Source organism: Cohnella sp., assembly GCF_041641335.1.
In the GTDB taxonomy this organism is placed as follows: Bacteria; Bacillota; Bacilli; order Paenibacillales; family Paenibacillaceae; genus Cohnella.
Genome location: NZ_JBEPYQ010000008.1, coordinates 51,654 through 72,394 on the forward strand (window position 1 = coordinate 51,654; position 20,741 = coordinate 72,394).

Consider the following 20,741-nt stretch of genomic DNA (forward strand, 5'->3'; position numbering starts at 1 on the left):
TGACCTCCTTATTTCTCCGCGATCGGAATATGAATCTCGATATAGTGACGGTCGTACTGATTATATAGATTGATTTCCAGCGAATGGCCGGCAATGCGAAAGCCGCGGCGGGCGATAAAAGCTTTCATATGCTCGTAGTGTTCGTCCAGCTTGGCGTAATCGTCCTTGCCAATGACGACGTATTTTCTGGCGCAGTAGAACGGCTCGAGCTTCCGGAACGTCTCCCCCTCCCCGTCCATCGGGTGAGTGGAGAGGATGCCGTTGTTCAAATAGTTGTGGTAGCGGCCCGCTTGCAAATTCTCCTGCGATACGATAGAGATAATATGGCAGAAAGCCACCCATTCCTTCGGCTCGCGAATGCGGCGCACCTGCTCCTGAACCCGGCTCCCGAGCTTGCGGTCGCCGCTTTCCATGATCGAGTCGGTCAGCAGTACCCAGGCGGGCTCCGTTCTCACCAGCTCGATCGTATCCGCGTCCTCGAACTTGCGAAGCTTCGCATGCAGCGAATCGAGCTTGCCGGACAATCGGTTCAAGTAAACCAGCCTGCGGTCGATGTCCGTTCTTTTCTCCCTCAACAGCCCTTGAATTCCGGTCAGCTCCCGCTCCTTCAGCAGCTCCTGGATGCGCTCGATCGGCACCTCCATCGCCCTGAGCATGCGGATCGTAATCAGCGAGTCGAACTGTTCCAGGTCGTAATACCTGTACTTGTTCGTGTCGCGAACATGCGGGGCCAGCAGCCCGATTTTGTCATAGTAGCGCAGCGTATCTACGGGAATGTCCAGAATTTGCGACACTTCCCCGATCGTAAAACTCAGCCTCAACGACGGATCGCCCATCTAAACCCCGTCCCCTCTCCTCGCCCGATTGCTGAACGCCGAAATTTCCTCTTCCTTTTTCTTATCGAACGGATACAGCGCCAGAGGGATCAACCCCAGCAGGACCGCGGCCAGAGGAACGATTCCCGCCGCCAGCCGAATGCCGAACACCGCCGAATCCGTCTGGACGTCCGCCGTCCCGTCGTATCCGTACGCGCCGATGATATTAATGAAGATCACCGTCTGCAAGCTCGAGAAAGCGACGGTGAACACCGAGAACAAGCCGTTGAACAGTCCCGTTTTCCGCACGCCAGTCGTTCTTTCGTTCTCGTCGATGATCAGCGCCCCCATCGGTGCAGCCGCGGTACGGATGTAGTTGACCGTAAACACGACAAGCGTATAAGAGATCGCGGCCAGCCATAGGTTGGAAGCCAGGAAAATTCCGACGTATCCGAGCACCGCGGTGAACGTTCCCCAGTAGACGCTGATCTTCGTACCGTTCTTCTTGATGAAATAGCCTGCCGCGGGAAGCACGAGCAGAACGGCCACATGCGTGCTCACGTCGACGATCGTCGCGGTGATACCGCTTACATCCATGACGTCGTCCATATAGTACAAGAACGGCGTGAAGTAGAAACCGATCGGCCCGACCGTGATGATAGAGAACAGAATATACGAGAGAAAAGGACGGGATTTGATGATCTGCCATGCCTCTTTCCATACGTCTCTTAGGTCGAAGTACTGGGTTTCGAGACTTTCGTACATTTTGGCGTCGTCTCTCAGCCCTCTTAGCGCCAGTGCGAAGAATATGGACTCCGCTAGGATGACCAGGGAGAAAATCGGGAGAATAACCTCCCTCTTGCCGTCGCCGACCAGCAGCATCGTCGGAATCATCGTCACCAGGAACGACATCCCTTGGGAGACGTAGTTCTGGATAATGTTCACGTCGACGCGCTCTTCCTTCGTCGGAGCGGCGATCAGCGTATAGGACTGATAGGCGATGCTGTAGGCCGTTGCCGCCGTATCGTAGATGAACAATTCCACTGTATACAGCAGAAAAATCATCCACTCGTCCCAGGACGGGCTCGACAGCATCATCGCGAACGAAGAGAGGATCATGAACGGTACGGTTACGCGCATGACGTAGACGTATTTGCCTCGTCTCGGCCTGTGCCTCATTTTGTCGATCCAGACGCCGATGAACGGATCGTTGATCGCGTTCCAAATATTATAGATGACGTACACCCAGCCGACCATCGTCGGGCTTAGGCCGATAATGTCGGTGTAATACTTGATGAAGACGTTGTGGATGAGCACGCCTCCGACCGACAGAATCGGACCGGGGAGCGCGAGCCTCCACTTTTCCTTTAACGACAATCCCGTGCTCGTAAACCGAAACGCTTTTCTGGCGTTGCCCGCTACCCTTCTTATAAACTCCATCTCCGTCGTCTCCTTCCCGAATGGGCTGCAGGAATAGGATCGGTTCGTTTCTCCTCTATCTTAAACTATGGAGTAACTCCAGAGTAAAGCGGTTGTTGGAAAAAAAAGCTTGTTCCGGTAGACTGAAGAAAACAGGAAATCGCGGAGGTTGTCATGAGGCAGGAAGAGGAAGTATTCGGACGGTTGCTGGCCTTCGCCGAGCGGGATGCGCGGGTGCGCGTCGTGCTGCTGAACGGCTCGCGCGTCAACCCGAACGTCGCGAAGGACGAGCTGCGGGACTATGACGTCATCTATGGCGTGACGGATTTCGCCTCGTTCGCCGAGGATCAGAGCTGGATTGCCGCGGAATTCGGCGAGCTGATGATCATGCAGCACAATCAAGCCGAGGAAGACGGCGAAGCTTGGGAGATTTTCCTGATGCTGTTCACGGACGGAGTCCGCATCGACTTGTCTTTCCGGCGCGCGGATACGGTGGCGGGGATCGAGGACAGCTTGACGAAGGTGCTGCTGGACAAGGACGGACGTATGGGCGAAATACCGCCTCCGAGCGAGCGATCCTACGTGACGGCGAAGCCCGATAAGCGGGAGGTAGAAAAAGCATTCAACGAGATTTGGTGGTGCTCGACGAATGTGGCGAAGGGGTTAGTACGGGGCGAGATTCCATACGCCAAGTTCATGCTCGACGCCGTCGTGCGGGACGCGGTCGTGAAGCTGCTGAGCTGGCACGTCGGCATGAACAACGGCTGGACGGTGAACGTCGGCAAGGCGGGTCGCTGGTTGGAGCGGTTTTTGCCGGAGGAGCTGTGGACGTCCTACGCCCGCACGTATGCGGACGGCGACCCGGAGCGTATCTGGGACGCGCTGTTCGAGACGGGGCGGCTGACCCGGGCCGTGGGCTTGGCCGTAGCGGACAAGCTCGGCTGTGCGTATCCGCTGGAGGAAGACCGGAAGGTGACGGAGTACATGCGGCAGCTTCGGGAGAGAGAGTAGCTTGCGTATTTCATCCCAATTAGGAAAGGAAGATTTCATCCCATGGCCAATCCTGCTGCGGCTGCGAGCCGGGAGCCCGTGCTGAGCCGTCGGCAGCTCAATCGCGCGCTGCTCGAACGTCAGATGCTCATCCGCCGCCGAACCCTCTCCGCTATGGAAGCGATCGAGCATCTCGTCGGCATGCAAGCCCAAGCTCCAACTCCGCCCTATTTCGGCTTATGGACAAGGCTTGAGGGGTTTCGCCAAGACGAGCTGGCAGAGCTGATCCGATCCCGCCAAGCGGTGCGGATCGCGCTCATGCGCTCGACGATCCATCTCGTCTCCGCCCGCGACGCCTTGGCCCTGCGCCCGCTCGTGCAGCCGGCGATGGATCGGGGCCTCAAGGCGACCCACGGCAAGCTTCTCGAGGGAGTCGACGAAGCCGAGCTGGCGGCAGCCGCCCGCAAGTTGCTCGAGGAGCGCCCGATGACCTTCCAGGAAATCGGCGAGCGCTTGGCCTCGGACAACCGCTGGCACGGCCGCGACGTGGGCGTCCTCGGAGCCGCCGCGCGCACGCTGCTCTCTCTCGTGCAAGTGCCTCCGCGCGGGCTGTGGGGCGAGAGCGGCCCGGCCGCCCATACGACCGTGAAGGTCTGGCTCGGAAGCGAAGAAGCGGCGGCCGGTCCAGACTCGCTGGAGCCTATGCTGGAGCGCTATCTGGCCGCCTTCGGCCCCGCGACGGTTCAAGATATGCAAGCCTGGTGCGGACTGACGCGCTTGGGCGAAGTCGTCAAGCGAATGCGCCCCCGCCTGCGGGTTTTCCGCGACGAGCAGGGCCGCGAGCTGTTCGATGTGCCGAATGCGCCGCTTTCCGACGAGGATATGCCGATTCCTCCGCGCTTTGTGGCCGAATTCGATAACGTGCTGCTGTCGCATGCCGACCGGGCGCGCATCATTTCCGAGGAAGATCGCAAGCGCGTATTCACGATCAACGGAATCATTCGCCCGACGTTCCTGATCGACGGGTTCGTCGCCGGAATGTGGAGCCTCGTTCGGGAACGCGGTTCCGCGGCGCTCGTCATCACTCCTTTTCGCCCGCTGAGCCCGCAGGACCGGGACGCTCTCGCCGAAGAAGGCGAACGCTTGCTGAGCTTTGCCGCCCCGGAATGCGAACAGCGGGAAATCCGCTTCAATTTCAATTAAGCGAGAATCGGCTGTCCCATAAGAACTTTAAGCTGCTCTGAAAGATGATCGACGATAAATGTGCAAGGGGTATGTACCTCCTTCCGATGCTATACGCTCCTGAAACTTGAATGGGTAAACCCGTGGTACGGTGATTTCAGGAGCGTATGAGGCATTCTCCAGAAGGTACATACCCCTACTTTTTCTATCGATCATCTCAAGCAACTCTGCTTATGGGACAGCCTCTCGCCCCCTCTCCCGCTCTATTCCAGAACCACTCTCATTCCGCCTTGACTATCACACTAGTGTTACAGTTTATACTCACCTTACCGTTGGATTGAAATCAGACGGAAGGGGAGATGATCGTGATGCAAAAGCCGTTACCTCCATGGGCGATCGATTATTTGAACTACATTCAAGTTCCGGTTCAAGAACCTTCTTATGCCTACTTAAAAACGATTTGCACGGCCCATCTAAATCGTATTCCTTTCGAGAACGTGAGCACCTTAATGAATTTTGAAGCTTACCACAGGCAAAAACATCTCCAACAGGATGAAAAGAAGTTTGTGAAGCAGCTCGTTCAGTATCATATGGGAGGAACGTGCTATGTCATAAGCAGCAGTCTCCTTGAATTGCTGAACCGGCTTGGATTCCACTGCCGCTACGCTTTATTGGGCGGCGGGCACGTTGGGCTGCTCGTCCGGCTCCCGGATGAACAGGAAGAAGTGTACGTGGATTGCGGGAACGGAGCCCCTTTTTTCGATCCCGTCCGATTGGAGAGCGATCCCGATCAGGTGTCCCGTTTCGGCGGTTTAGAAATCAGATTGCTCCCGGGGGATGAACCCGGTACGTACACGTACAACAGAGAAGTGGACGGAAAGCTGCTTACTGAACTGAGCTGAACGTTCGATATCCGTAAAACGTACCGCTTCGATGATTTTCAGCAAGCGATCGCAAACTATTTCAAGCCGAATAGTCTGTTCACCTCGTTCTTACGCTGTCAAATTTGGCAATTGGATCGAGATCGATCGCTTTCATTAGTCAACAATGTGCTGAGCATCCGGAACAGCCGCGGGCAGGTCGAAAAGCGTATATTAGCCAACCGCAACGAGGTTCGGGATGTAATCGACCGAGAGTTCAACTTACCGAGACTGCCCGTTGAGAAGGCAATCGACGTTCTTGAGAAGCTGGGCATCGATCTGTTCCAAAACCAAGAATCGAAGGGAGAAACCCAATGACTATTCTAGTAACAGGCGCAACCGGAAACGTAGGCCGCCATCTCGTTCATCAGCTTGTTCGCTCCGGACAGCAAGTGCGTGCTTTGACTCGCAATCCCGCAATGGCAAAGGCTGTCTTGCCTGAAGGAGTAGAGAATGTATACGGGGACCTTGCGGCGCCGGAGACGCTTGCACCGGCAATGGAAGGAGTCAAGGGCATCTACTTGATGACCAGCAGCGGAGGCGGCGCCCCTCTGCAGACCGGAGACGAAATCATTGACCTGGCTGTAAAAGCGGGCGTACAACGCGTTGCCATTCTGTGGAGCGGCGTGAAGGGAACGGTGGAGCAAGCGGCCGAAGCGAGCAATCTTGACTGGACGCATATACAGCCATATTGCGAATTCATGTCCAATACGCTGTCGTGGGCCGAGTCCATCCGCACGTCAAGTCTCGTAGAGGAACCTTTCGCCGATTCCTTAAACGCCATCGTCCACGAGGCGGATGTGGGTTCAGTAGCGGCGGCAGCGTTGACTGAAACGGGGCATGCCGGCAAAACGTATACCCTAACAGGCCCCGAAGCTTTGACCCCGCGCGATAAAGTGAATATCATCGCAGCGGCGCTCGGCCGGGACATTAAATTTAACGAACTTACGAAGCAACAGGCTCGCGAACGGCTTAAAAAAGCAGGCGTCTCGGATGAAATGATCGATTACGTACACGATTGGCACGAGAATCTGCCTAAAGAAGCGTACACCGTGGTGCCGACCGTTGCAGAAGTTACCCGCAGACATGCCCGAACGTTCGCGCAATGGGTCGCAGAACATTTGCATGTCTTTAGCTAAGCAACTTTCAATCCAGGGGAAAGCAATAACATGATGTAAAGGAGCAGTTTTATTGAAGATCAGGCAATTGGCAGATCGTACGGGGGCCAGCATACGCTCCATTCGCCATTATGAGAAAAAGGGATTGCTCCCCGTTTCGCGGCTGGCCAATAATTATCGCGAGTTTGATGAGGCGTCGGTTGAAACCGTTCGTACCATACAACTGTATTTGGCCTTGGGTCTAACTACAGACCAGATCAGGGATATCATGTATTGCGAGTACCCCGAGATTCAGGAAACAGACAAGAAGGATAAAGGGGCGTACTGCGAAGAGCTGCTGCAAGTGTACGAGAAAAAACGAAGTGAAATCATTGACCAAAGAAAAATGCTGGAAGAAGCGCAACAAAAGCTGGAAATGCAAATCGATCTGCTGAAAAGAGCCCGACATGGCGCCGATCTGTAACCGGATCCCGCTCTTCAACATCTACGGGATTCCATCGGCGATTATCCGCATCGGCTCGTCAGACGGCCTCGACGGCATCAGCGAACGGCGGGGCGGAATAATAGATTTCGTCCCGATGGCGATTCCACATCTCCGATCCGAAAAAAAGAACCCAAGTCATTTGAAATGACCTGAGTTTCTCGCGTTAGACCAGATGCCGTTAGCCATGGCCGCTTAAAATTCATCAAATCGGGCTTCACGTTTATTCGTTGCTTCGAGATATTCGCAAATCCGCGCAAGTTTAATATCAACATGCGCTTCACGAATATGATACTCGCCGGTAGGAGTTGGCTCAGACAAGACGATATGAGGGACATCACGAATTAGAAACGGACCGAACTGAACGTCACGAATCTCTTCGGTTTCCATGGCTCTCGCCCCTTCAATCGTTGCTTTCATATGCCCTACCTCCTTAGTTTAATGCATCTTGTCCTGACATTATACATTGGATAAACCCTTTTTTCTACCTAAACCCTTTATTTCTTTGAGGTTACAGTTCATTTGCCTTTCTTATTTTCGCCCTTGTCTCCGCGATATCGAGCGGCCATAGCACGAATTCGGGCCAGCTTTTCTGCCGTAATATAATTCCCTAGTTGAGTGGTTTGTGGAGTTTGCGCTTGAGAGGTAACCGTTATCAAGATCATTTTGCTTTCAAAAGTAACAGAAACAACACATTTCTCGTTCTGATACACCCCTTCAAAACTATACCCTAAGCGGCTGTATCCCTTCCATTCGGCATTTTTGACCAAGTCGTCTGAATTAATCGCGATTCCAAGCAACCCAAATAACGTTTCAGACTTCGGGAATGCTCGTCCCCCATCGACTCGCAGAGACGCCCTCCTGTTAAAATGATCTGTAAAACGAACGCGATTCTCACTAATCAACTGCTCCACCGATCGGCCGGAAACGAACTGATCCCGATACTGCAAAACTTCACTTATCTGTTGATCCGACAATGGTATTTTAACACCCCGGGCTTCATCAGAAAGCCATTGGCTTTGTGTCTTTTTGGGAGCTTCTTTAAGAATCCTTTCAGCCTGCTCGGCCGACAGGTCAATAATATCATCAAGGACAATTTTTCTGTCTTTGAGTTGGATTTCGAAAGTCGCCACTACTTTACCCCCAAAAAGAGAGAATATGATTAATTGTCCCAAACATCCCCAATAAAATCAATGTATTTACAGCCGATAATCCTTCGGTAATAATCGAGGGTTCCCTACTTGCAGGATTTGGGCATCAACGCCATAAAAGTGTCCTGACGCCTACGCCTGCACCCCGCTGACAGCCTTCGTGGCTCCCTCACTCCACTTATTTCGCCGTATTCGGAAGGAAAATGATGGAATTCGTCGAATCCCAGGAGATACAACGGATTTTTACCCAGAATGGAATGAACAGAGAATGGAAATGCCGACAACGCGAAATCGAAGAATCCGGCCCGAATTCGTTATCGTCAGCTTGCTGCTGCTTATCCCGTTAGGAGCGGTGATCTACTGCTTTCAACCCCGTTACGCCACCTTCTCCGCTCCGGGAGAAATATTGTCGGTACGGGAGCTAGGCGTGAACGGAAGCGTGCATTTCTGTTACGTCCGTGAAGGTGTCGTCCGCAATCTGTATGAGCGATGGAGCGTGAGGCAGGCGTTTCCCGAAGCGGTATTCGCACCCGCAGACGCCTCAGCGCCTGACGACCTGAAATGGATGGAGGAGGAAGGTGCTGAGCTTCGAGACGATACGATTCTTCATGCGCTCTCCGTCGCCGAAGAAATGGACGAAGAAACGTGGGAAGAGGAGGAGAAAGCAAACCGGCTGGAACAACTGATAGAGAAGTCCGGAGAGTACTATGGCGATTCTCTTGGGCTGATGCTCGCGATCGGCTTGTTCGAGGAGTCGGGGAACGAGGATTTCTCAGACGGGGGATTCTACATCATCTCCGGTACCGGAACGATGGAAGCCGACCATACGGTAGGGTCGGTAGGCGCCATCCGGGACAAGCTTCTGACCGCCGAACGGCACGGGGTCGACTATTTCTTCGTTCCGGGCGACCGCGATCGATTTTTCTACGAAGGAACAGGCAACGAGGAAGAAGCGCTCCACTTGGCGGAAGAATTGGGACTTCGACTGGAAGTCGTGCCTGTGGATACGCTGGAAGAAGCGATCAATTTCCTGCAACGATTAAACGAATGATCGGAGAGACCCATCGTGCTAATGAAAAAGCTGTATTCCGAGGTTCTATCTAACGTATTTAAATTTTTACTGGCGATTCTCGTGTCTTTGTCCACATTAAATCTGCTTGGCACGATCGTATATTCCGTCAGCGAGAACGCCTACATCGACTACGTCTACGATTTGAACGCGATCATCTCCCTGTTCGCGACAATCCTGTATTATATCGTGCTGGTCGTCTATCTAGTGTGGATCTACCGCGTACATATGGATATGCAAAGCCTGTTCCCGTTCTTCTCCCGCTCTCCCGGCATGGCGCTGGCCTGCAATATGATCCCGTTCTTCAACATCTACGGGATTCCATCGGTGTTTATCCGCATCGGGCGGCAGTTCGACGGCACGCCTTCCACCTCGAGGCAGGGCAAGTTCATTATCGGCATGGTGGCTCCACTTATCCTTTTATACATTTCGACCACTGCCGTCAACCGGTTTGCGACCGGGCTCGACACCGAACCAAGCACGACGCTGCTGCTCGTATCCGGCGTTCTGACCACGGCGCTGTACGCCTCGTATTTGACGCTTTGCGTCCAGATATCGAAAGCGCTGGCCCGATCGGCTCGGCAGACCGCCTCGCCCGCGCCGGACCTGGCCGACACCGCCTCGCCGCCCTCTACCGGTTCCCCAGCCTAGACGCGGCTGAAGCACCGGAAAGGCGGCTCACTTCCGGCTGCTCCGCATCGCGGCCAGCACCTTCACGCCGGGCTCGCCGCCTCCGGCCAGCCGGTCGTACTCCGCCGTCTCCCGCGGGACAAGCGCCAGCCTGCCCTGCGAATCGAAATGCAGCCCCCAGCCGTATTTCTTGGGCAGCATCGACGCGCGCAGGCAAGCCGTCGGCTTGGAGAAGAACTCGGCGCGCAGTTCCGCCTCCCGGGCCTCCAGTTCCTCTTGCGGAATTTCCTTATGAAGAACGTGGGTCTGAAAAAGCAGCTCCTCCTGCGTATACTTGTACGGATTGTTCGCGACGAGATCGTACTCGATACTCGGCTTCGTCCTGCCGCTTTTCTTCTCCGGCGGGATGATGCCGCGCTCCGCGGAGCAATCCGGAGCTACTGTAATGAATGTGTCGTAATAGTTCCAATCCATCGCCATTATCGTCTCCTTCTTCGCTTCTCCCCTTCATTATAAAGGACAATCACTGACAGATACGGTCAGCGATTGTCAGCAGACAGCAGCTCGAGCAGTTCCCGCCAATCTACGATTCTCGGCATATCCATATGCCGGTTGTAGGCGTTGTCCTTCACGTAGGAGGCGACCTTCAACTCGCTCAGCGTCTCCAGAACCTTCGGCTTATCGTCAAAATAATAGTCCAGCTCCAGCTCGCGAATAATGTGGACTTTGTCCAAGTCGTCCATTCCGCAGTAGAAGCGCTCCTCCCGTACCGGGAATCCCGCCTCGATCAGCGCCAGCTTCGTGCGCTCGCAATGCTCGGCTTTCCTGGCCGTCACGTAATACACTTCATGCCCGAGCCTCTCGAGCTCCTGCAGCACTTCGACCGCATCGGCGAACGGCGGGGCGGAATAGTAGATTTCGTCCCGGTGGCGATTCCACATCTCGCGTCCTTCTTCGGCCGACAGCCCGAACGCCTCGTGAATCGGGATGCAGGTTAACGCATGGAAAACCTCAATCTCTACCTGCCGGTTCAGTTTCGCGTTGTAAGTCCGGAACGCGTGCTCCCGCAAATTAAGCAAAGTGTCGTCGATGTCGAATCCGAACCTCATAGGCGATTTTCTCCTTTGTGTTAGTCCGCAATGAGATTATATCATGATCCCCGGTCCGGAAAGCATTCAAACCGCCCCGGCAGTTAAATATAGGAAAATTGTCTGCGTAAATCTTCTGGAGAAAACGCAATCGGCAGTTGACGAAATCTGCAAATGTTGGTAATATACATTTAATCCTATATAATTAATCGGAATTAAACGTCGTACCTACCAGACCGCTGAAGGTATCTCGCTATTGGCGCATCGCGCGCTTAAGGCAAGATGCCTTTTTGGCGTATCCGGACGGTCTCAAGCTCGGAAAAAACCATTTCAGGAGGAATCCACTATGACGGCAGAAAGACAGCTTCAACCCGAAACGTTGGCAATTCACGCAGGACAGCAGATCGATCCTACGACTTACGCTCGGGCAGTTCCGATCTACCAAACGACTTCGTACGGCTTCCGCGATACGGACCATGCGGCCAGCTTGTTCGCGCTGCAGGAGTTCGGCAACATCTACACCCGCGTCACCAACCCGACGTCCGACGTGTTCGAGCAGCGGATCGCCGCGCTTGAAGGCGGCGTAGGCGCGCTTGCCACCGCATCCGGCCAGGCCGCCATCACCTACTCGATTCTGAACATCGTCGGCAGCGGAGACGAGATCGTATCGGCGACGAGTCTGTACGGCGGCACTTATAATCTGTTCCAGCATTCCTTGGCCAAGCTGGGCATTACAGTTCGTTTCGTCGATCCGTCCGATCCGGAGAACTTCCGCAAGGCGATCAACGACAAGACCAAAGCGCTGTACGCCGAGACGATCGGCAATCCGAAGGGAGACGTGCTGGACATCGAGGCGGTCGCCGCGATCGCGCACGAGAACGGAATCCCTCTTATCGTCGACAATACGTTCCCGAGCCCGCTGCTGCTGAAGCCGATCGACTTCGGCGCAGACATCGTCGTTCATTCGGCGACGAAGTTCATCGGCGGCCACGGCACGACGATCGGCGGCGTCATCGTCGATTCCGGCAAGTTCGACTGGAAGGCCAGCGGCAAGTTTCCGGGCCTGACGACTCCGGACCCGAGCTATCACGGCGCGGTATTCACGGAAGCGGTCGGCAATCTGGCCTACATCATTAAAGCCCGCGTCCAATTGCTTCGCGACTACGGCGCGGCCCTCTCTCCGTTCAACTCGTTCCTGCTGCTGCAGGGGCTGGAGACGCTGCACCTGCGGATCGAGCGCCACAGCCAGAACGCACTCGCCACGGCGAAATTCCTGGAGAGCCATCCGGCCGTAGAATGGGTCAACTATCCCGGTCTGGAAAGCCATCCTTCCTATGATCTGGCGAAGAAATACTTGCCGAAGGGCCAAGGCGCGATTCTCAGCTTCGGCATCAAGGGCGGCGCGGAGGCCGGCAAGAAAGTCATCGGCGCGGTGAAGCTGTTCTCGCACCTGGCCAACGTCGGCGACTCCAAGTCGCTGATCATCCATCCCGCCAGCACGACGCACCAGCAGTTGTCTCCGGAGGAGCAACTGTCGACAGGCGTGACGGAAGGACTGATCCGTCTGTCCGTCGGTACGGAAGCGATCGACGACATTCTGTACGACCTCGGCCAAGCGATCGAAGCCAGCCAATCTTGACCCGATCCGCATGTCTCCCCAAGCACGCCAAGAGCCGTCCCTCGGATCATCTTCGGATGATCGGGACGGCTCTCCCTTTTTCCGACGCCTATTCTTCACTTCATGCCGCTCAGCGCAATCCCCCGAATGATCTGCTTCTGGAATACGAGAAACAACGCGATCAGCGGAAGGATGGAGACGGTCGCACCGGTCATGATCAGAATCCAGCTTGCGGAGTCCTTCAGCTCGCTGGAGAAGTAGAGAATGCCTACCGGGATCGTGAACCGCTCCTCCGTCTGGAGCACGATCAGCGGCCAGGTAAACTGGTTCCAACTGCTGATGAACGTCAGAATCGTCAAGGCGGCAATGGCCGGCTTCACCAACGGTATCGCGATGCGCGCCATGATCCCCCATTCGTTCAGACCGTCGATGCGGGCCGCGTCGAGCAGCTCGGACGGTAAAGACTCCATGAACTGCCGCATCAGGAAGATGCCGAAGGCGGTAATGATGCCGGGGAACAGCACTCCCCAGTACGTATCGGACCACCCCAGCTCCGTAGCGATCAGGTACCAAGGAATGATGAGCATCTCCGTGGGTACCATCAGCGTGCTGATGATCAGCAGGAAAATGACGCTTTTGCCGACAAAAGAAAATTTGGCGAGCACGTAGCCGACCATCGTATCGAAGACGATAACGGTGGTCACAGTGATGAGCGCCAGCAATACCGTATTGCCAATCCAGGAGAAGAAAGGGGCTTTCTCGAATATTTCGGCGTAATTGCCGAACGTCGCCGTCGCCGGTATCAGCCGCAGGCTGTACAGGTCTTGAGGGAGCTTAAACGAAGTGGCGATCATCCATAGAAAAGGAAAAATGACGACAAGCGTGCCCAACGTCAGCACAACGTAGCTTGCGAGCGAGCCCAGGCGGCTTCCTGACGGACTGCCGCGCGCGGGGACGCGAGGGGCGGCGATCTGCGTGCTCAAAGTCGTCGGCCTCCTTTTATAATCGTGGTTAGTATTCGACTTTGCGTCGGACGAGCTTGAATTGCAGCAGCGTCAGCGCGAGAATCATGACGAACAGAATGACGGTCGCCGCGGCGGCGCTTCCCATCTGGAAGCGCTGGAACGCAAGCGCGTAGACGTGAAGAACGATCGTCCTCGTCGAATTAAGCGGCTCGCCGTTCGTCATGCTCAGCACCTGCCCGAACGTCTGCAAGTACGAGATCGCGCCGATGACGACGGAGAAGACGATGACCGGATTCAACAGCGGCAGCGTCACATGGCGGAACCGTCTCCAAGGCCCCGCTCCGTCGATCGCGGCGGCGTCGTAATACATGCGGGGAACCCCTTCCAGGCCGGTAAGGAATACGAGCATCTGGAAGCCGATGCTCTGCCAGATAATCGTCAGAATGACGAGATAGATCGCTTGCCGGGGGGGATTGAAGGAACAGTTGCGGCTCCAGCCCCAGGCCGAGCAGCGTCTCGTTCAGCCAGCCGTTGCGCATCAGAATCCAGCGGAACACCCAGCTGACGGCGACCGCGCTCGTCACGTAAGGAATGAAATAGATCGTGCGGAACAAGCCGCGAAACCTCCGAACGTTATGCAGCAGCAGCGCAACGGCAAGGCCCACGGCCAGTTGCCCGGGAACGCCGACTGCTACGTAAATCAGCGTATTGACGATCGACTTGCGGAACACCTCATCTTCGAACAAGGCGGTGAAATTGGCGAAGCCCACGTAGGGCTTCTCCTGCGACAGCAAATCCCATTCCCGGACGCTCACGTTAAACGTGTAGAGAATCGGAAGCAGCCTCGTTCCGAGAAAATAAAGCAGAGGAAACGCCAGCACCAGATAGATGAAGACGTAACGCTGCGTCCGGTACGAGAGCCGGAAGCCGAGCAGTTCCCGGCTCTTGCTGGCGGTCAGACGAATGGCCTGCGCGATCATGACGGATTATCGCCTCCGTTGGCCGGAAGACGGCGCGGGGGCGAACCCCGGGCCGTCCGTCCCGCGTTTATTTTTTGTCCTGCTTCGCCCAGTAGTCGTCGTAGATTTTTTGGGTTTTCGCCACGAGATCCTTGAACGCCTGCTCCACCGGCACGTTGTTGAGCAGCACCTCGTTCGCCGCGTTCACGATCAGCGAGCGCTCCTGGTTCTCGTCGATGAAAAAGTGCGCCTTGCTGTAGTCGAGCTGCTTGATGAACGGCCCGAGCTTCTCGTCTCCCGCGTACTTGTCCTGAGATCCGACCGCCTTCTGCGCGGGCAGCTCCCCGACCTTCTCCACCCATTTCTCCTGGACTTCTTTGCTCGTCAGGAATTTCAGGAACTCCTTGGCCGCTTCCAGCTTCGCCCCCTGCACGTTCTTCGGAATGGCGTTCGCCCAGAAGGACGCCGGCGCAGACTGACTCTTGTACGCGGGCAGCGGAGCGATGCCGTAGTTCAGATCCGGAGCGTCCTTCTTGAACGATCCGAGGCGGAACGAGCCGTCCACGTTGATCGCCGCATGCCCGGTCTTAAAGGCGTTGCTGTCGTCGTTGTAAAATCCGTTGATGCCCGTCTTGTGCGTGATCGCGAAGTCGAGCAAGTACCGGAACGCCTCCAGGCCCGCCGGAGATTCGTCCCACAGCACCTTCCTGCGGTCCTCGCTCAGATCCTGTCCGCCCGCTTGCGGCAGCAATCCGTCGCGGAACCAGTGATGAAGCTGGGAGCCCGGCTCCCAGGCGAAGCCTTCGATAACGAATTGCCCTTTGGCGTCCTTCTCCGTCAGCTTCTTGGCCGACTCGACCAGCTCTTCCCAGGTTGCCGGAGGCTGCGCGATCTGGGCTTTGGCGAACAAATCTTTGTTATAGAACAGCGCCAGCGTGCGCACGGCCGTCGGAATGGCGTAATACGCTCCGTCCAGCTTGGCGGCGCTCACGAGCGGGTAATAGTCGCTCTCGATCTGCGCCGGAGGGAACGCGTCCTCCGGAAGAGGCTGCAGGTAGCCGGAGGCCACGTACTGCGGCAGCCAGCCGTAGTACAGATTGATGATGTCCGGACCTTTGCCGGCCGGAACGAGCGTCGCGACTTTCTGGCTGTATTGGTCGTACGGGAAATTCGTCTGCTTGACGGTGATATGCGGATGAAACGTCTGGAACTCCTGGATCAGTTCGTTGATCAGGTCGACCTTGGCCGGGAACTCGTACTGCCAGTATTCGATCGTCACCTTCTCCGCGCTGGCGGAAGGAGACGCCTCCTCCTTGGCGGAAGCTTGCGGCGATGCCGCTGCGCTTGACGACGGGGATGGGGACGGGGACGCGTTGCTTCCCCCGTTGTTGCCGCCTCCGCAAGCCGTCAATACGATCAGGAACGCCGCGAGAACAAGCGAGAACTTTTTACCTTGACGCAAAGGTTGATTCATTTTCTTCCCTCTCCTTTTTATCCGAAATGGTCGATGCATTCGGCAGCCCCAGCAGCTTTCTCGCGTTGTCGCCGAAGATCGCCTCTATGTCTTCCTCCGGGAAACGGAGGTCGCGAACGACTCTGACTTGATCCTGCAGATAGCGATAGTGGTACCCTCTGGGAAACCCCATCGAATCGGTGCCGAAAACGATGCGCTCCGCGCCGATCAGCTCGCGGGTTTTGCGAAACAGAATTTCAAGATTCAGCTCGTACGGCATCCATCTCGTCCATTGGTTCGAACCCGACGTGTCCACGAAAACGTTCGGGCAGCTCCAGCACAGATGGAGCAGTTCCCGGAAGTAACCGCACCCGAAGTGGGGGACGATGAACGGAATGTCCGTGAACTCGCGCGCGACGTTAAAGATCGCCAGCGGGTTGATGTTCCGATGCTCGACAATGCCGCCGGCATGCCCCAGCATCCCGAAGTGAATCAGCACGGGCAGCCCCCGTTCCGCCAGGAACGCCCAGACCGGACGGATCGACGGATCGTCGTACGAGATCGGCGTCAGCGGCCCGAACTGCTTGTAGCCCTTCAGGCCGAGCTCGTCGACCGCCCGCTTCAGCTCGGCCAGCGCATCCGGCCTTTCGATCGGGTGTGAGGCGAAACCCGTGAACCGGTCGGGCGCCCTCGCGATCTGCTCGGCCAACTCGTCGTTCGTCGGTCCGGTCAGAAAATTCATGCCCCCGATGCCGTACTTATCCAGCTCATCCTTCCAGCGATCGGCCAGCGGCCTGGCCTCCTCTTCCGGGTCCGCCGCCGCGGAGCCAAAATCCCAGGTCAGCCTCATCCGCTCGGCCCGTTCCCTGCCGTACGCCGCAATCTGATCATGCGCTTCGTACAGCTTCGGGAACGGATAGGGCATATGGCCGTGGATATCGAACACCTTGAACCCGCCTCTGAACATCGGCCGTTCCTCCTCCCTATCCGCGCGGCTGCAGCCAGGCGGTCAGTATGGCGTCCAGATCGGCGGCCCTGCCGCTTTGAAGCTCCCTCTCCCGATCGAGCCACGCCTTCTCGCTCTCCCATCTCTCCTCCTGCTCGCGCAGCGCCCGCTCCGCCTCCGCCGGACTCGGCCCTCCCCGCAGCTTGCGCACGGCTACGAAGTGCGCGGGATCGAGCGCCTCCGCCAGTTCGTCCGCGGTCAGATGAACCTCGCGGCCGATTTCGGCCTTAGAGGCCGCATTCAGCCGTTCCGGCGTCAGCTCCCGAACGGTCAGTCCTTCCGCGGCCGCATCCCGGACCAGCCTCGAGACGATGCCGTGCGCGGCCCGGAACGTGACGCCTTCCCTGCGGACGAGCGTATCCGCCAGTTCCGTCGCCGTGGCGAAGCTCGCTTCGGCGCGGGATCGCAGCGCCCGCTCGTTCACTTCCAGCGTGGCGACGATCCTGCCGAGCAGGCGATAGACCGTCTCGAGCGTGCGCTGACTTCTCCAGGCGTAGGGCTGGAGATCGTCTTCGGTGTCGACGATGTCTCCGAAGGGCGTATTGTGGATCATCGTCGATACCGTGGCGGCATCGCCCGCGCAGCTCGACAGCAAGGAGCGCGCATGCTCGATCGATACCGGGTTGCGCTTCTGCGGCATGATCGAGCTGATCTGCACGAACGGATCGGCCGCCCGGATCGCCGCGAACTCCTGCGTGCTCCAGAGCAGCAGCTCTTGGACGAAACGCCCCAGATTTACCGCGGCCAGCGATGCGGCGCTCGCCGCTTCGGCGACGTAGTCGGCTCCGCTGACCGCGTCGTACGTATTGTCGATAACGCCGCCGAAGCCGAGCAGCTCCGCAACGCGAAATCGGTCGATCGCGAACCCCGATCCCGTCAGCGCGGCCGCGCCCATGCTGCTGCGATTGCAGTTCGCGTAGGCGGCCCGGAGCCGGCGAAAATCGCGGGTGAGCGAGTCGGATACGGCCAGGACGTAGTGAGCCATCGTCGTCGGCTGAGCCTGCTGCGTGTGAGTGTAGCCCAGCATCAGCGTGCCGACGTGTTTGCCGGCGAATTCGGTCAGCCGGCGTCTCAGCTCGAGGCCGGCGTCCAACGTTCGCAGCAGCTTCTCCCGCAGCGCGATCCGGTAGACGGCGATGCCCATGTCGTTCCGGCTTCTGGCCAGGTGCAGATTGCCTGCAGCCTCTCCCGCCGTCTCCGCCAGCTCGTGCTCGACCTCGAAAAACAGATCCTCGAACCTCCCCGTGTATCGGTTCGTTCCCAGCTTCTCCAGATCGAGTCCGAGCAGCGCCGCCGCGACGGCCCGCGCCTCATCGTCCCCGATCACCCCCTGCTCCGCCAACATGATCAGATGCGCCTTGTTGACAGCGTTCATCGGCGCCAGCAACTGCTCCTGCGCCTGCCGATAAATCGGTTCGAGAATCGCCTTGGCGTAGAAGCCTGTGGCACTCTCGTCCCCTTCCGCCGTTTCTCGTTGCCTATCTTCCACCTGCGTGCCATCACCCGCTCTCTCGGCCAATCGAACTTTATGCAAACAAAAAAGACCAAACCTCTAGCTTGTTTGGTCTCCAGTGAACTGGTCGATATTTATTAATTCCGATTGGTTTAGTTGTCATTATAATGTCTCATTCTAGGCGTTGTCGTTTGTTATGTCAATATCAAATTTGGAAAAAAATGAATCCGCGCGGCGTTGACCGCCCACGCGGACTTATTTCGCTCACACTTCGCCCCAGTAGATTTCGGTGACGTAATCGAAATTGACCGTGCCGTTCTCCTGACAGCGATCGAACAGATCGCGAAGCTCCTGCATCATCGGCTCGTGGCCCGGCTGTCCCGGCTGCGGGCTGTACGAGGAAGAGAGCAGCCGTCCCGCGACCCCGTCGAAGTCAAACACTTGACGGTTGCGGAATCGCGCCTCGGTCATCCCGTCCGGTCTAAAAAAGTCAACCAGCATCTCGCGCGAAATATTCCGGTGGTTCACCTGCCCGTAATCGGTTCCGAGTCCTTGAAGCAGCCGCTCGTAGCCTTCGAGGAACGGCGTCCCTTCGGTCAGACGCGTGTTCCATACGAGAATCGCCTTGCCGCCCGGCTTCAACACTCGGTGAAACTCCCGCTGAGCCGCGGTCCGGTCGAACCAGTGAAAAGCCTGAGCGCACACGATGTAATCGTACGAGGCATCCGAGAGCCCCGTCTCTTCCGCCGATCCGGGGACGGCTTTGAAGCGCGGATTGTCCCGCGACGCCTCCAGCGCGGCTTCCCGCATCGCCTCGTTCGGCTCCACCGCCGTCACGCGGCTGCCTCTCTCGAGCAGCAGTCTGGAGAAAATGCCGGTTCCCGCCCCGACGTCCAGCACCTCCGACGCCTCGCTCAAACCGACCGTCCCGTACAAATAATCGATCGCTTCCGCCGGATAGCTCGGCCGGTACTTCGTATACGTATCGACTCTGCTGGAAAACCGCTCTTTGCTATTCATCTCCGCTTTTCCCCCATTCCAGAAATTCGATCCGGTTGCCGAACGGATCGTTGACGAATGCCCGCCGCACGTTCTCCGCATCCCGGGTGTCGTCCGGGGCAATCGCCACGCCGCGCTCCGCCAGACGCGCAAGCAGCGCGTCCAGGTTATTCACCTCGAACGCCGGATGAGCCTTGAGCGCCGGAACGAAATCCTTCTGAACGCCGATATGGACCTGATGCGCGCCGCATTGAAACCAGACGCCGCCCCGTGCGCGTAGACTGTCCGGCTTCTCGATCTCCGGCCAGCCAAGCACGCCGCCATAGAACGCCCGCGCCTCCGTCTCGCATCCCTCGTAAGCCGCCAACTGCACATGATCCACGCCCAGAAAAACGAATGACATGACTGCCCAACTCCTTCGCTCCGTGGTTTCATTTGGTGAAACAACGTTTCATTTTATACGAAAATCATACCCGATTCCGGGTTAGAAATCCAGTCTGATCCTTTGGCCGGTACGAGCGACCATGGCGCGAAAATCGCCCGAGCCCTCCGCAAATCCGTCGATTAAGCGAGCGAAGCGCTCGGGTTTTTGGTAAAATGGAAAACGCGAGTTAGAGAGCGGGGGTTGGAAATTGAACTACATTATTCTCGATATCGAATTTAACGGGCGGAAGTTCGCCAGCGATTTGCCCATGGAGGTCATCGAGATCGGAGCCGTGCGGCTGGATGAGTCGCTGAAGGCGGTGGACGAATTTTCGTCGCTGATCAAGCCGGTCTACTTCTCCAAACTAAACAGCTTCATCAAGAAGAAAACGGGAATTCCCCAGCACGAGATCGACGTCGCTCCGGGATTCCCCCAAGTGATCGCGGAATTCGAGAAATGGCTCGGAGACGTCGACTCGTTCCTGCTCGTCACCTGGGGCGGCGAGGACGTCAAGCGAATCATGTTCGACACGCGCATGCACAAGCTGAACGAGACCTACTGGACCGGTGTCCACTATTTCGATCTGCTGAAAGGTTATTTGCGCTATAAGAAGGTGACGAACGACGTCAGCGTCGAAGCCGCGCTGCAGGATCTGGACATCGTCGCCGAAGGCTCCGCGCATCGCGCGCTCGACGACGCGCGGATGACCTCCGAGGTGTTCCGCAAAATTTTCTCCGACCTGAACTTCGAACTGAAGCAGCAGTATAAGGACCAGTTCTCCAATTCGAAGGAACGGAGACTGGTCAAGAACGCGGTTCGAACGATGCTGGCGCAGAAGAAGCCTCAAACCTGGGAAGCTTTCGTAGAAAGCTATCTCGGCGAGAAGATTCCGCTGACCGATCCGAGGAAAGCGGCCGAGCTGCGCGACTATTTCCATTCCGAGCTGGACAAGAAAAAATGAACGCGAAGAGGCTGTCCCATAAGCACTTTAAGTTGCTCTG

Annotated in this window: 22 protein-coding genes; 9 read left to right on the forward strand and 13 right to left on the reverse strand. The window is 56.9% G+C overall.

Annotated features, from left to right (window positions below):
• Positions 1 to 8: 8 nt before the first annotated feature.
• Together ACESLM_RS04140 and ACESLM_RS04145 are read right to left on the reverse strand one after the other, a co-directional pair.
• The gene (locus ACESLM_RS04140) at positions 9 to 836 is read right to left on the reverse strand and encodes a MerR family transcriptional regulator (protein WP_372630110.1); all 828 of its coding nucleotides are present in this window, start codon (positions 834 to 836) and stop codon (positions 9 to 11) included.
• Positions 837 to 2,255, reverse strand: coding sequence for an MFS transporter (locus ACESLM_RS04145; protein WP_372630111.1), 1,419 nt, complete (start codon positions 2,253 to 2,255; stop codon positions 837 to 839).
• 153 nt (positions 2,256 to 2,408) lie between these two features.
• Between ACESLM_RS04145 and ACESLM_RS04150 the strand changes: the two genes are divergently transcribed.
• The 5 genes from ACESLM_RS04150 to ACESLM_RS04170 all read left to right on the forward strand — a co-directional run bounded on the left by ACESLM_RS04150 (position 2,409) and on the right by ACESLM_RS04170 (position 6,907).
• A complete protein-coding gene (locus ACESLM_RS04150) occupies positions 2,409 to 3,245 on the forward strand; it encodes an aminoglycoside 6-adenylyltransferase (protein WP_372630112.1) in 837 nt (278 codons plus the stop codon).
• A 42-nt stretch (positions 3,246 to 3,287) separates the two neighbouring features.
• Complete coding sequence (locus tag ACESLM_RS04155) at positions 3,288 to 4,427, forward strand: winged helix DNA-binding domain-containing protein (protein WP_372630113.1); 1,140 nt, start codon at positions 3,288 to 3,290, stop codon at positions 4,425 to 4,427.
• Positions 4,428 to 4,774: 347 nt separating this feature from the next.
• Positions 4,775 to 5,308: an arylamine N-acetyltransferase gene (locus ACESLM_RS04160; RefSeq protein ID WP_372630115.1), complete on the forward strand. Its 534-nt coding sequence runs from the start codon at positions 4,775 to 4,777 to the stop codon at positions 5,306 to 5,308.
• A 332-nt stretch (positions 5,309 to 5,640) separates the two neighbouring features.
• Entirely contained in the window at positions 5,641 to 6,465 is an 825-nt protein-coding gene (locus ACESLM_RS04165; RefSeq protein ID WP_372630116.1) for an NmrA family NAD(P)-binding protein, read from the forward strand.
• A 52-nt stretch (positions 6,466 to 6,517) separates the two neighbouring features.
• Positions 6,518 to 6,907 (forward strand): MerR family transcriptional regulator, encoded by a 390-nt coding sequence (locus tag ACESLM_RS04170; RefSeq protein WP_372630117.1) that lies wholly within the window; start codon positions 6,518 to 6,520, stop codon positions 6,905 to 6,907.
• 213 nt (positions 6,908 to 7,120) lie between these two features.
• Here ACESLM_RS04170 and ACESLM_RS04175 read toward each other — a convergent pair whose 3' ends face one another.
• Complete coding sequence (locus ACESLM_RS04175) at positions 7,121 to 7,345, reverse strand: hypothetical protein (protein WP_372630118.1); 225 nt, start codon at positions 7,343 to 7,345, stop codon at positions 7,121 to 7,123.
• Positions 7,346 to 7,443: 98 nt separating this feature from the next.
• Entirely contained in the window at positions 7,444 to 8,058 is a 615-nt protein-coding gene (locus ACESLM_RS04180) for a hypothetical protein (RefSeq protein WP_372630119.1), read from the reverse strand.
• Between the two features lie 292 nt (positions 8,059 to 8,350).
• Between ACESLM_RS04180 and ACESLM_RS04185 the strand changes: the two genes are divergently transcribed.
• Positions 8,351 to 9,127: a hypothetical protein gene (locus tag ACESLM_RS04185; protein ID WP_372630120.1), complete on the forward strand. Its 777-nt coding sequence runs from the start codon at positions 8,351 to 8,353 to the stop codon at positions 9,125 to 9,127.
• A 15-nt stretch (positions 9,128 to 9,142) separates the two neighbouring features.
• Positions 9,143 to 9,796, forward strand: coding sequence for a hypothetical protein (locus tag ACESLM_RS04190; RefSeq protein WP_372630121.1), 654 nt, complete (start codon positions 9,143 to 9,145; stop codon positions 9,794 to 9,796).
• Between the two features lie 27 nt (positions 9,797 to 9,823).
• On the opposite strand, the gene ACESLM_RS04195 is transcribed toward ACESLM_RS04190, so the two are convergent.
• Together ACESLM_RS04195 and ACESLM_RS04200 are read right to left on the reverse strand one after the other, a co-directional pair.
• A complete protein-coding gene (locus tag ACESLM_RS04195; protein WP_372630122.1) occupies positions 9,824 to 10,255 on the reverse strand; it encodes a DUF6157 family protein in 432 nt (143 codons plus the stop codon).
• A gap of 59 nt (positions 10,256 to 10,314) precedes the next feature.
• The gene (locus ACESLM_RS04200; RefSeq protein ID WP_094044860.1) at positions 10,315 to 10,884 is read right to left on the reverse strand and encodes a 5' nucleotidase, NT5C type; all 570 of its coding nucleotides are present in this window, start codon (positions 10,882 to 10,884) and stop codon (positions 10,315 to 10,317) included.
• 325 nt (positions 10,885 to 11,209) lie between these two features.
• Here ACESLM_RS04200 and ACESLM_RS04205 point away from each other — a divergent pair, with 325 nt between their 5' ends.
• Positions 11,210 to 12,502: a homocysteine synthase gene (locus tag ACESLM_RS04205; protein ID WP_372630123.1), complete on the forward strand. Its 1,293-nt coding sequence runs from the start codon at positions 11,210 to 11,212 to the stop codon at positions 12,500 to 12,502.
• A gap of 95 nt (positions 12,503 to 12,597) precedes the next feature.
• On the opposite strand, the gene ACESLM_RS04210 is transcribed toward ACESLM_RS04205, so the two are convergent.
• The 7 genes from ACESLM_RS04210 to ACESLM_RS04240 all read right to left on the reverse strand — a co-directional run bounded on the left by ACESLM_RS04210 (position 12,598) and on the right by ACESLM_RS04240 (position 19,719).
• A complete protein-coding gene (locus ACESLM_RS04210) occupies positions 12,598 to 13,464 on the reverse strand; it encodes a carbohydrate ABC transporter permease (protein ID WP_372630124.1) in 867 nt (288 codons plus the stop codon).
• 28 nt (positions 13,465 to 13,492) lie between these two features.
• On the reverse strand, positions 13,493 to 13,855 hold the full coding sequence (locus tag ACESLM_RS04215; RefSeq protein ID WP_372630125.1) for a carbohydrate ABC transporter permease: 363 nt from the start codon (positions 13,853 to 13,855) through the stop codon (positions 13,493 to 13,495).
• 638 nt (positions 13,856 to 14,493) lie between these two features.
• Positions 14,494 to 15,879, reverse strand: coding sequence for a sugar ABC transporter substrate-binding protein (locus ACESLM_RS04220; protein ID WP_372630126.1), 1,386 nt, complete (start codon positions 15,877 to 15,879; stop codon positions 14,494 to 14,496).
• Positions 15,854 to 16,825 (reverse strand): amidohydrolase family protein, encoded by a 972-nt coding sequence (locus ACESLM_RS04225; RefSeq protein WP_372630127.1) that lies wholly within the window; start codon positions 16,823 to 16,825, stop codon positions 15,854 to 15,856. Before ACESLM_RS04225 ends, ACESLM_RS04220 begins: the two co-directional genes overlap by 26 nt.
• Positions 16,826 to 16,841: 16 nt before the next feature.
• Positions 16,842 to 18,353 carry an argininosuccinate lyase gene (argH, locus tag ACESLM_RS04230; RefSeq protein WP_372630128.1) on the reverse strand — a complete coding sequence of 504 codons (1,512 nt, stop codon included), beginning with the start codon at positions 18,351 to 18,353 and terminating at the stop codon, positions 16,842 to 16,844.
• A 228-nt stretch (positions 18,354 to 18,581) separates the two neighbouring features.
• Positions 18,582 to 19,337, reverse strand: coding sequence for a class I SAM-dependent methyltransferase (locus ACESLM_RS04235; RefSeq protein ID WP_372630129.1), 756 nt, complete (start codon positions 19,335 to 19,337; stop codon positions 18,582 to 18,584).
• On the reverse strand, positions 19,330 to 19,719 hold the full coding sequence (locus ACESLM_RS04240) for a VOC family protein (RefSeq protein ID WP_372630130.1): 390 nt from the start codon (positions 19,717 to 19,719) through the stop codon (positions 19,330 to 19,332). Before ACESLM_RS04240 ends, ACESLM_RS04235 begins: the two co-directional genes overlap by 8 nt.
• Before the next feature lie 229 nt (positions 19,720 to 19,948).
• On the opposite strand from ACESLM_RS04240, the gene ACESLM_RS04245 reads away from it, so the two are divergent.
• Positions 19,949 to 20,701: a 3'-5' exonuclease gene (locus tag ACESLM_RS04245; protein WP_372630131.1), complete on the forward strand. Its 753-nt coding sequence runs from the start codon at positions 19,949 to 19,951 to the stop codon at positions 20,699 to 20,701.
• Positions 20,702 to 20,741 lie beyond the last annotated feature (40 nt).

Coding starts and splice junctions, on each gene's coding strand:
- ACESLM_RS04145 (WP_372630111.1), bottom strand. CDS start 2,255: ATGGAGTTTATAAGAAGGGTAGCGGGCAACGCCAGAAAAGCGTTTCGG.
- ACESLM_RS04225 (WP_372630127.1), bottom strand. CDS start 16,825: ATGTTCAGAGGCGGGTTCAAGGTGTTCGATATCCACGGCCATATGCCC.
- ACESLM_RS04140 (WP_372630110.1), bottom strand. CDS start 836: ATGGGCGATCCGTCGTTGAGGCTGAGTTTTACGATCGGGGAAGTGTCG.
- ACESLM_RS04165 (WP_372630116.1), top strand. CDS start 5,641: ATGACTATTCTAGTAACAGGCGCAACCGGAAACGTAGGCCGCCATCTC.
- ACESLM_RS04150 (WP_372630112.1), top strand. CDS start 2,409: ATGAGGCAGGAAGAGGAAGTATTCGGACGGTTGCTGGCCTTCGCCGAG.
- ACESLM_RS04175 (WP_372630118.1), bottom strand. CDS start 7,345: ATGAAAGCAACGATTGAAGGGGCGAGAGCCATGGAAACCGAAGAGATT.
- ACESLM_RS04205 (WP_372630123.1), top strand. CDS start 11,210: ATGACGGCAGAAAGACAGCTTCAACCCGAAACGTTGGCAATTCACGCA.
- ACESLM_RS04220 (WP_372630126.1), bottom strand. CDS start 15,879: ATGAATCAACCTTTGCGTCAAGGTAAAAAGTTCTCGCTTGTTCTCGCG.
- ACESLM_RS04195 (WP_372630122.1), bottom strand. CDS start 10,255: ATGGCGATGGATTGGAACTATTACGACACATTCATTACAGTAGCTCCG.
- ACESLM_RS04240 (WP_372630130.1), bottom strand. CDS start 19,719: ATGTCATTCGTTTTTCTGGGCGTGGATCATGTGCAGTTGGCGGCTTAC.
- ACESLM_RS04160 (WP_372630115.1), top strand. CDS start 4,775: ATGCAAAAGCCGTTACCTCCATGGGCGATCGATTATTTGAACTACATT.
- ACESLM_RS04215 (WP_372630125.1), bottom strand. CDS start 13,855: ATGCTCGTATTCCTTACCGGCCTGGAAGGGGTTCCCCGCATGTATTAC.
- ACESLM_RS04200 (WP_094044860.1), bottom strand. CDS start 10,884: ATGAGGTTCGGATTCGACATCGACGACACTTTGCTTAATTTGCGGGAG.
- ACESLM_RS04185 (WP_372630120.1), top strand. CDS start 8,351: ATGCCGACAACGCGAAATCGAAGAATCCGGCCCGAATTCGTTATCGTC.
- ACESLM_RS04235 (WP_372630129.1), bottom strand. CDS start 19,337: ATGAATAGCAAAGAGCGGTTTTCCAGCAGAGTCGATACGTATACGAAG.
- ACESLM_RS04155 (WP_372630113.1), top strand. CDS start 3,288: ATGGCCAATCCTGCTGCGGCTGCGAGCCGGGAGCCCGTGCTGAGCCGT.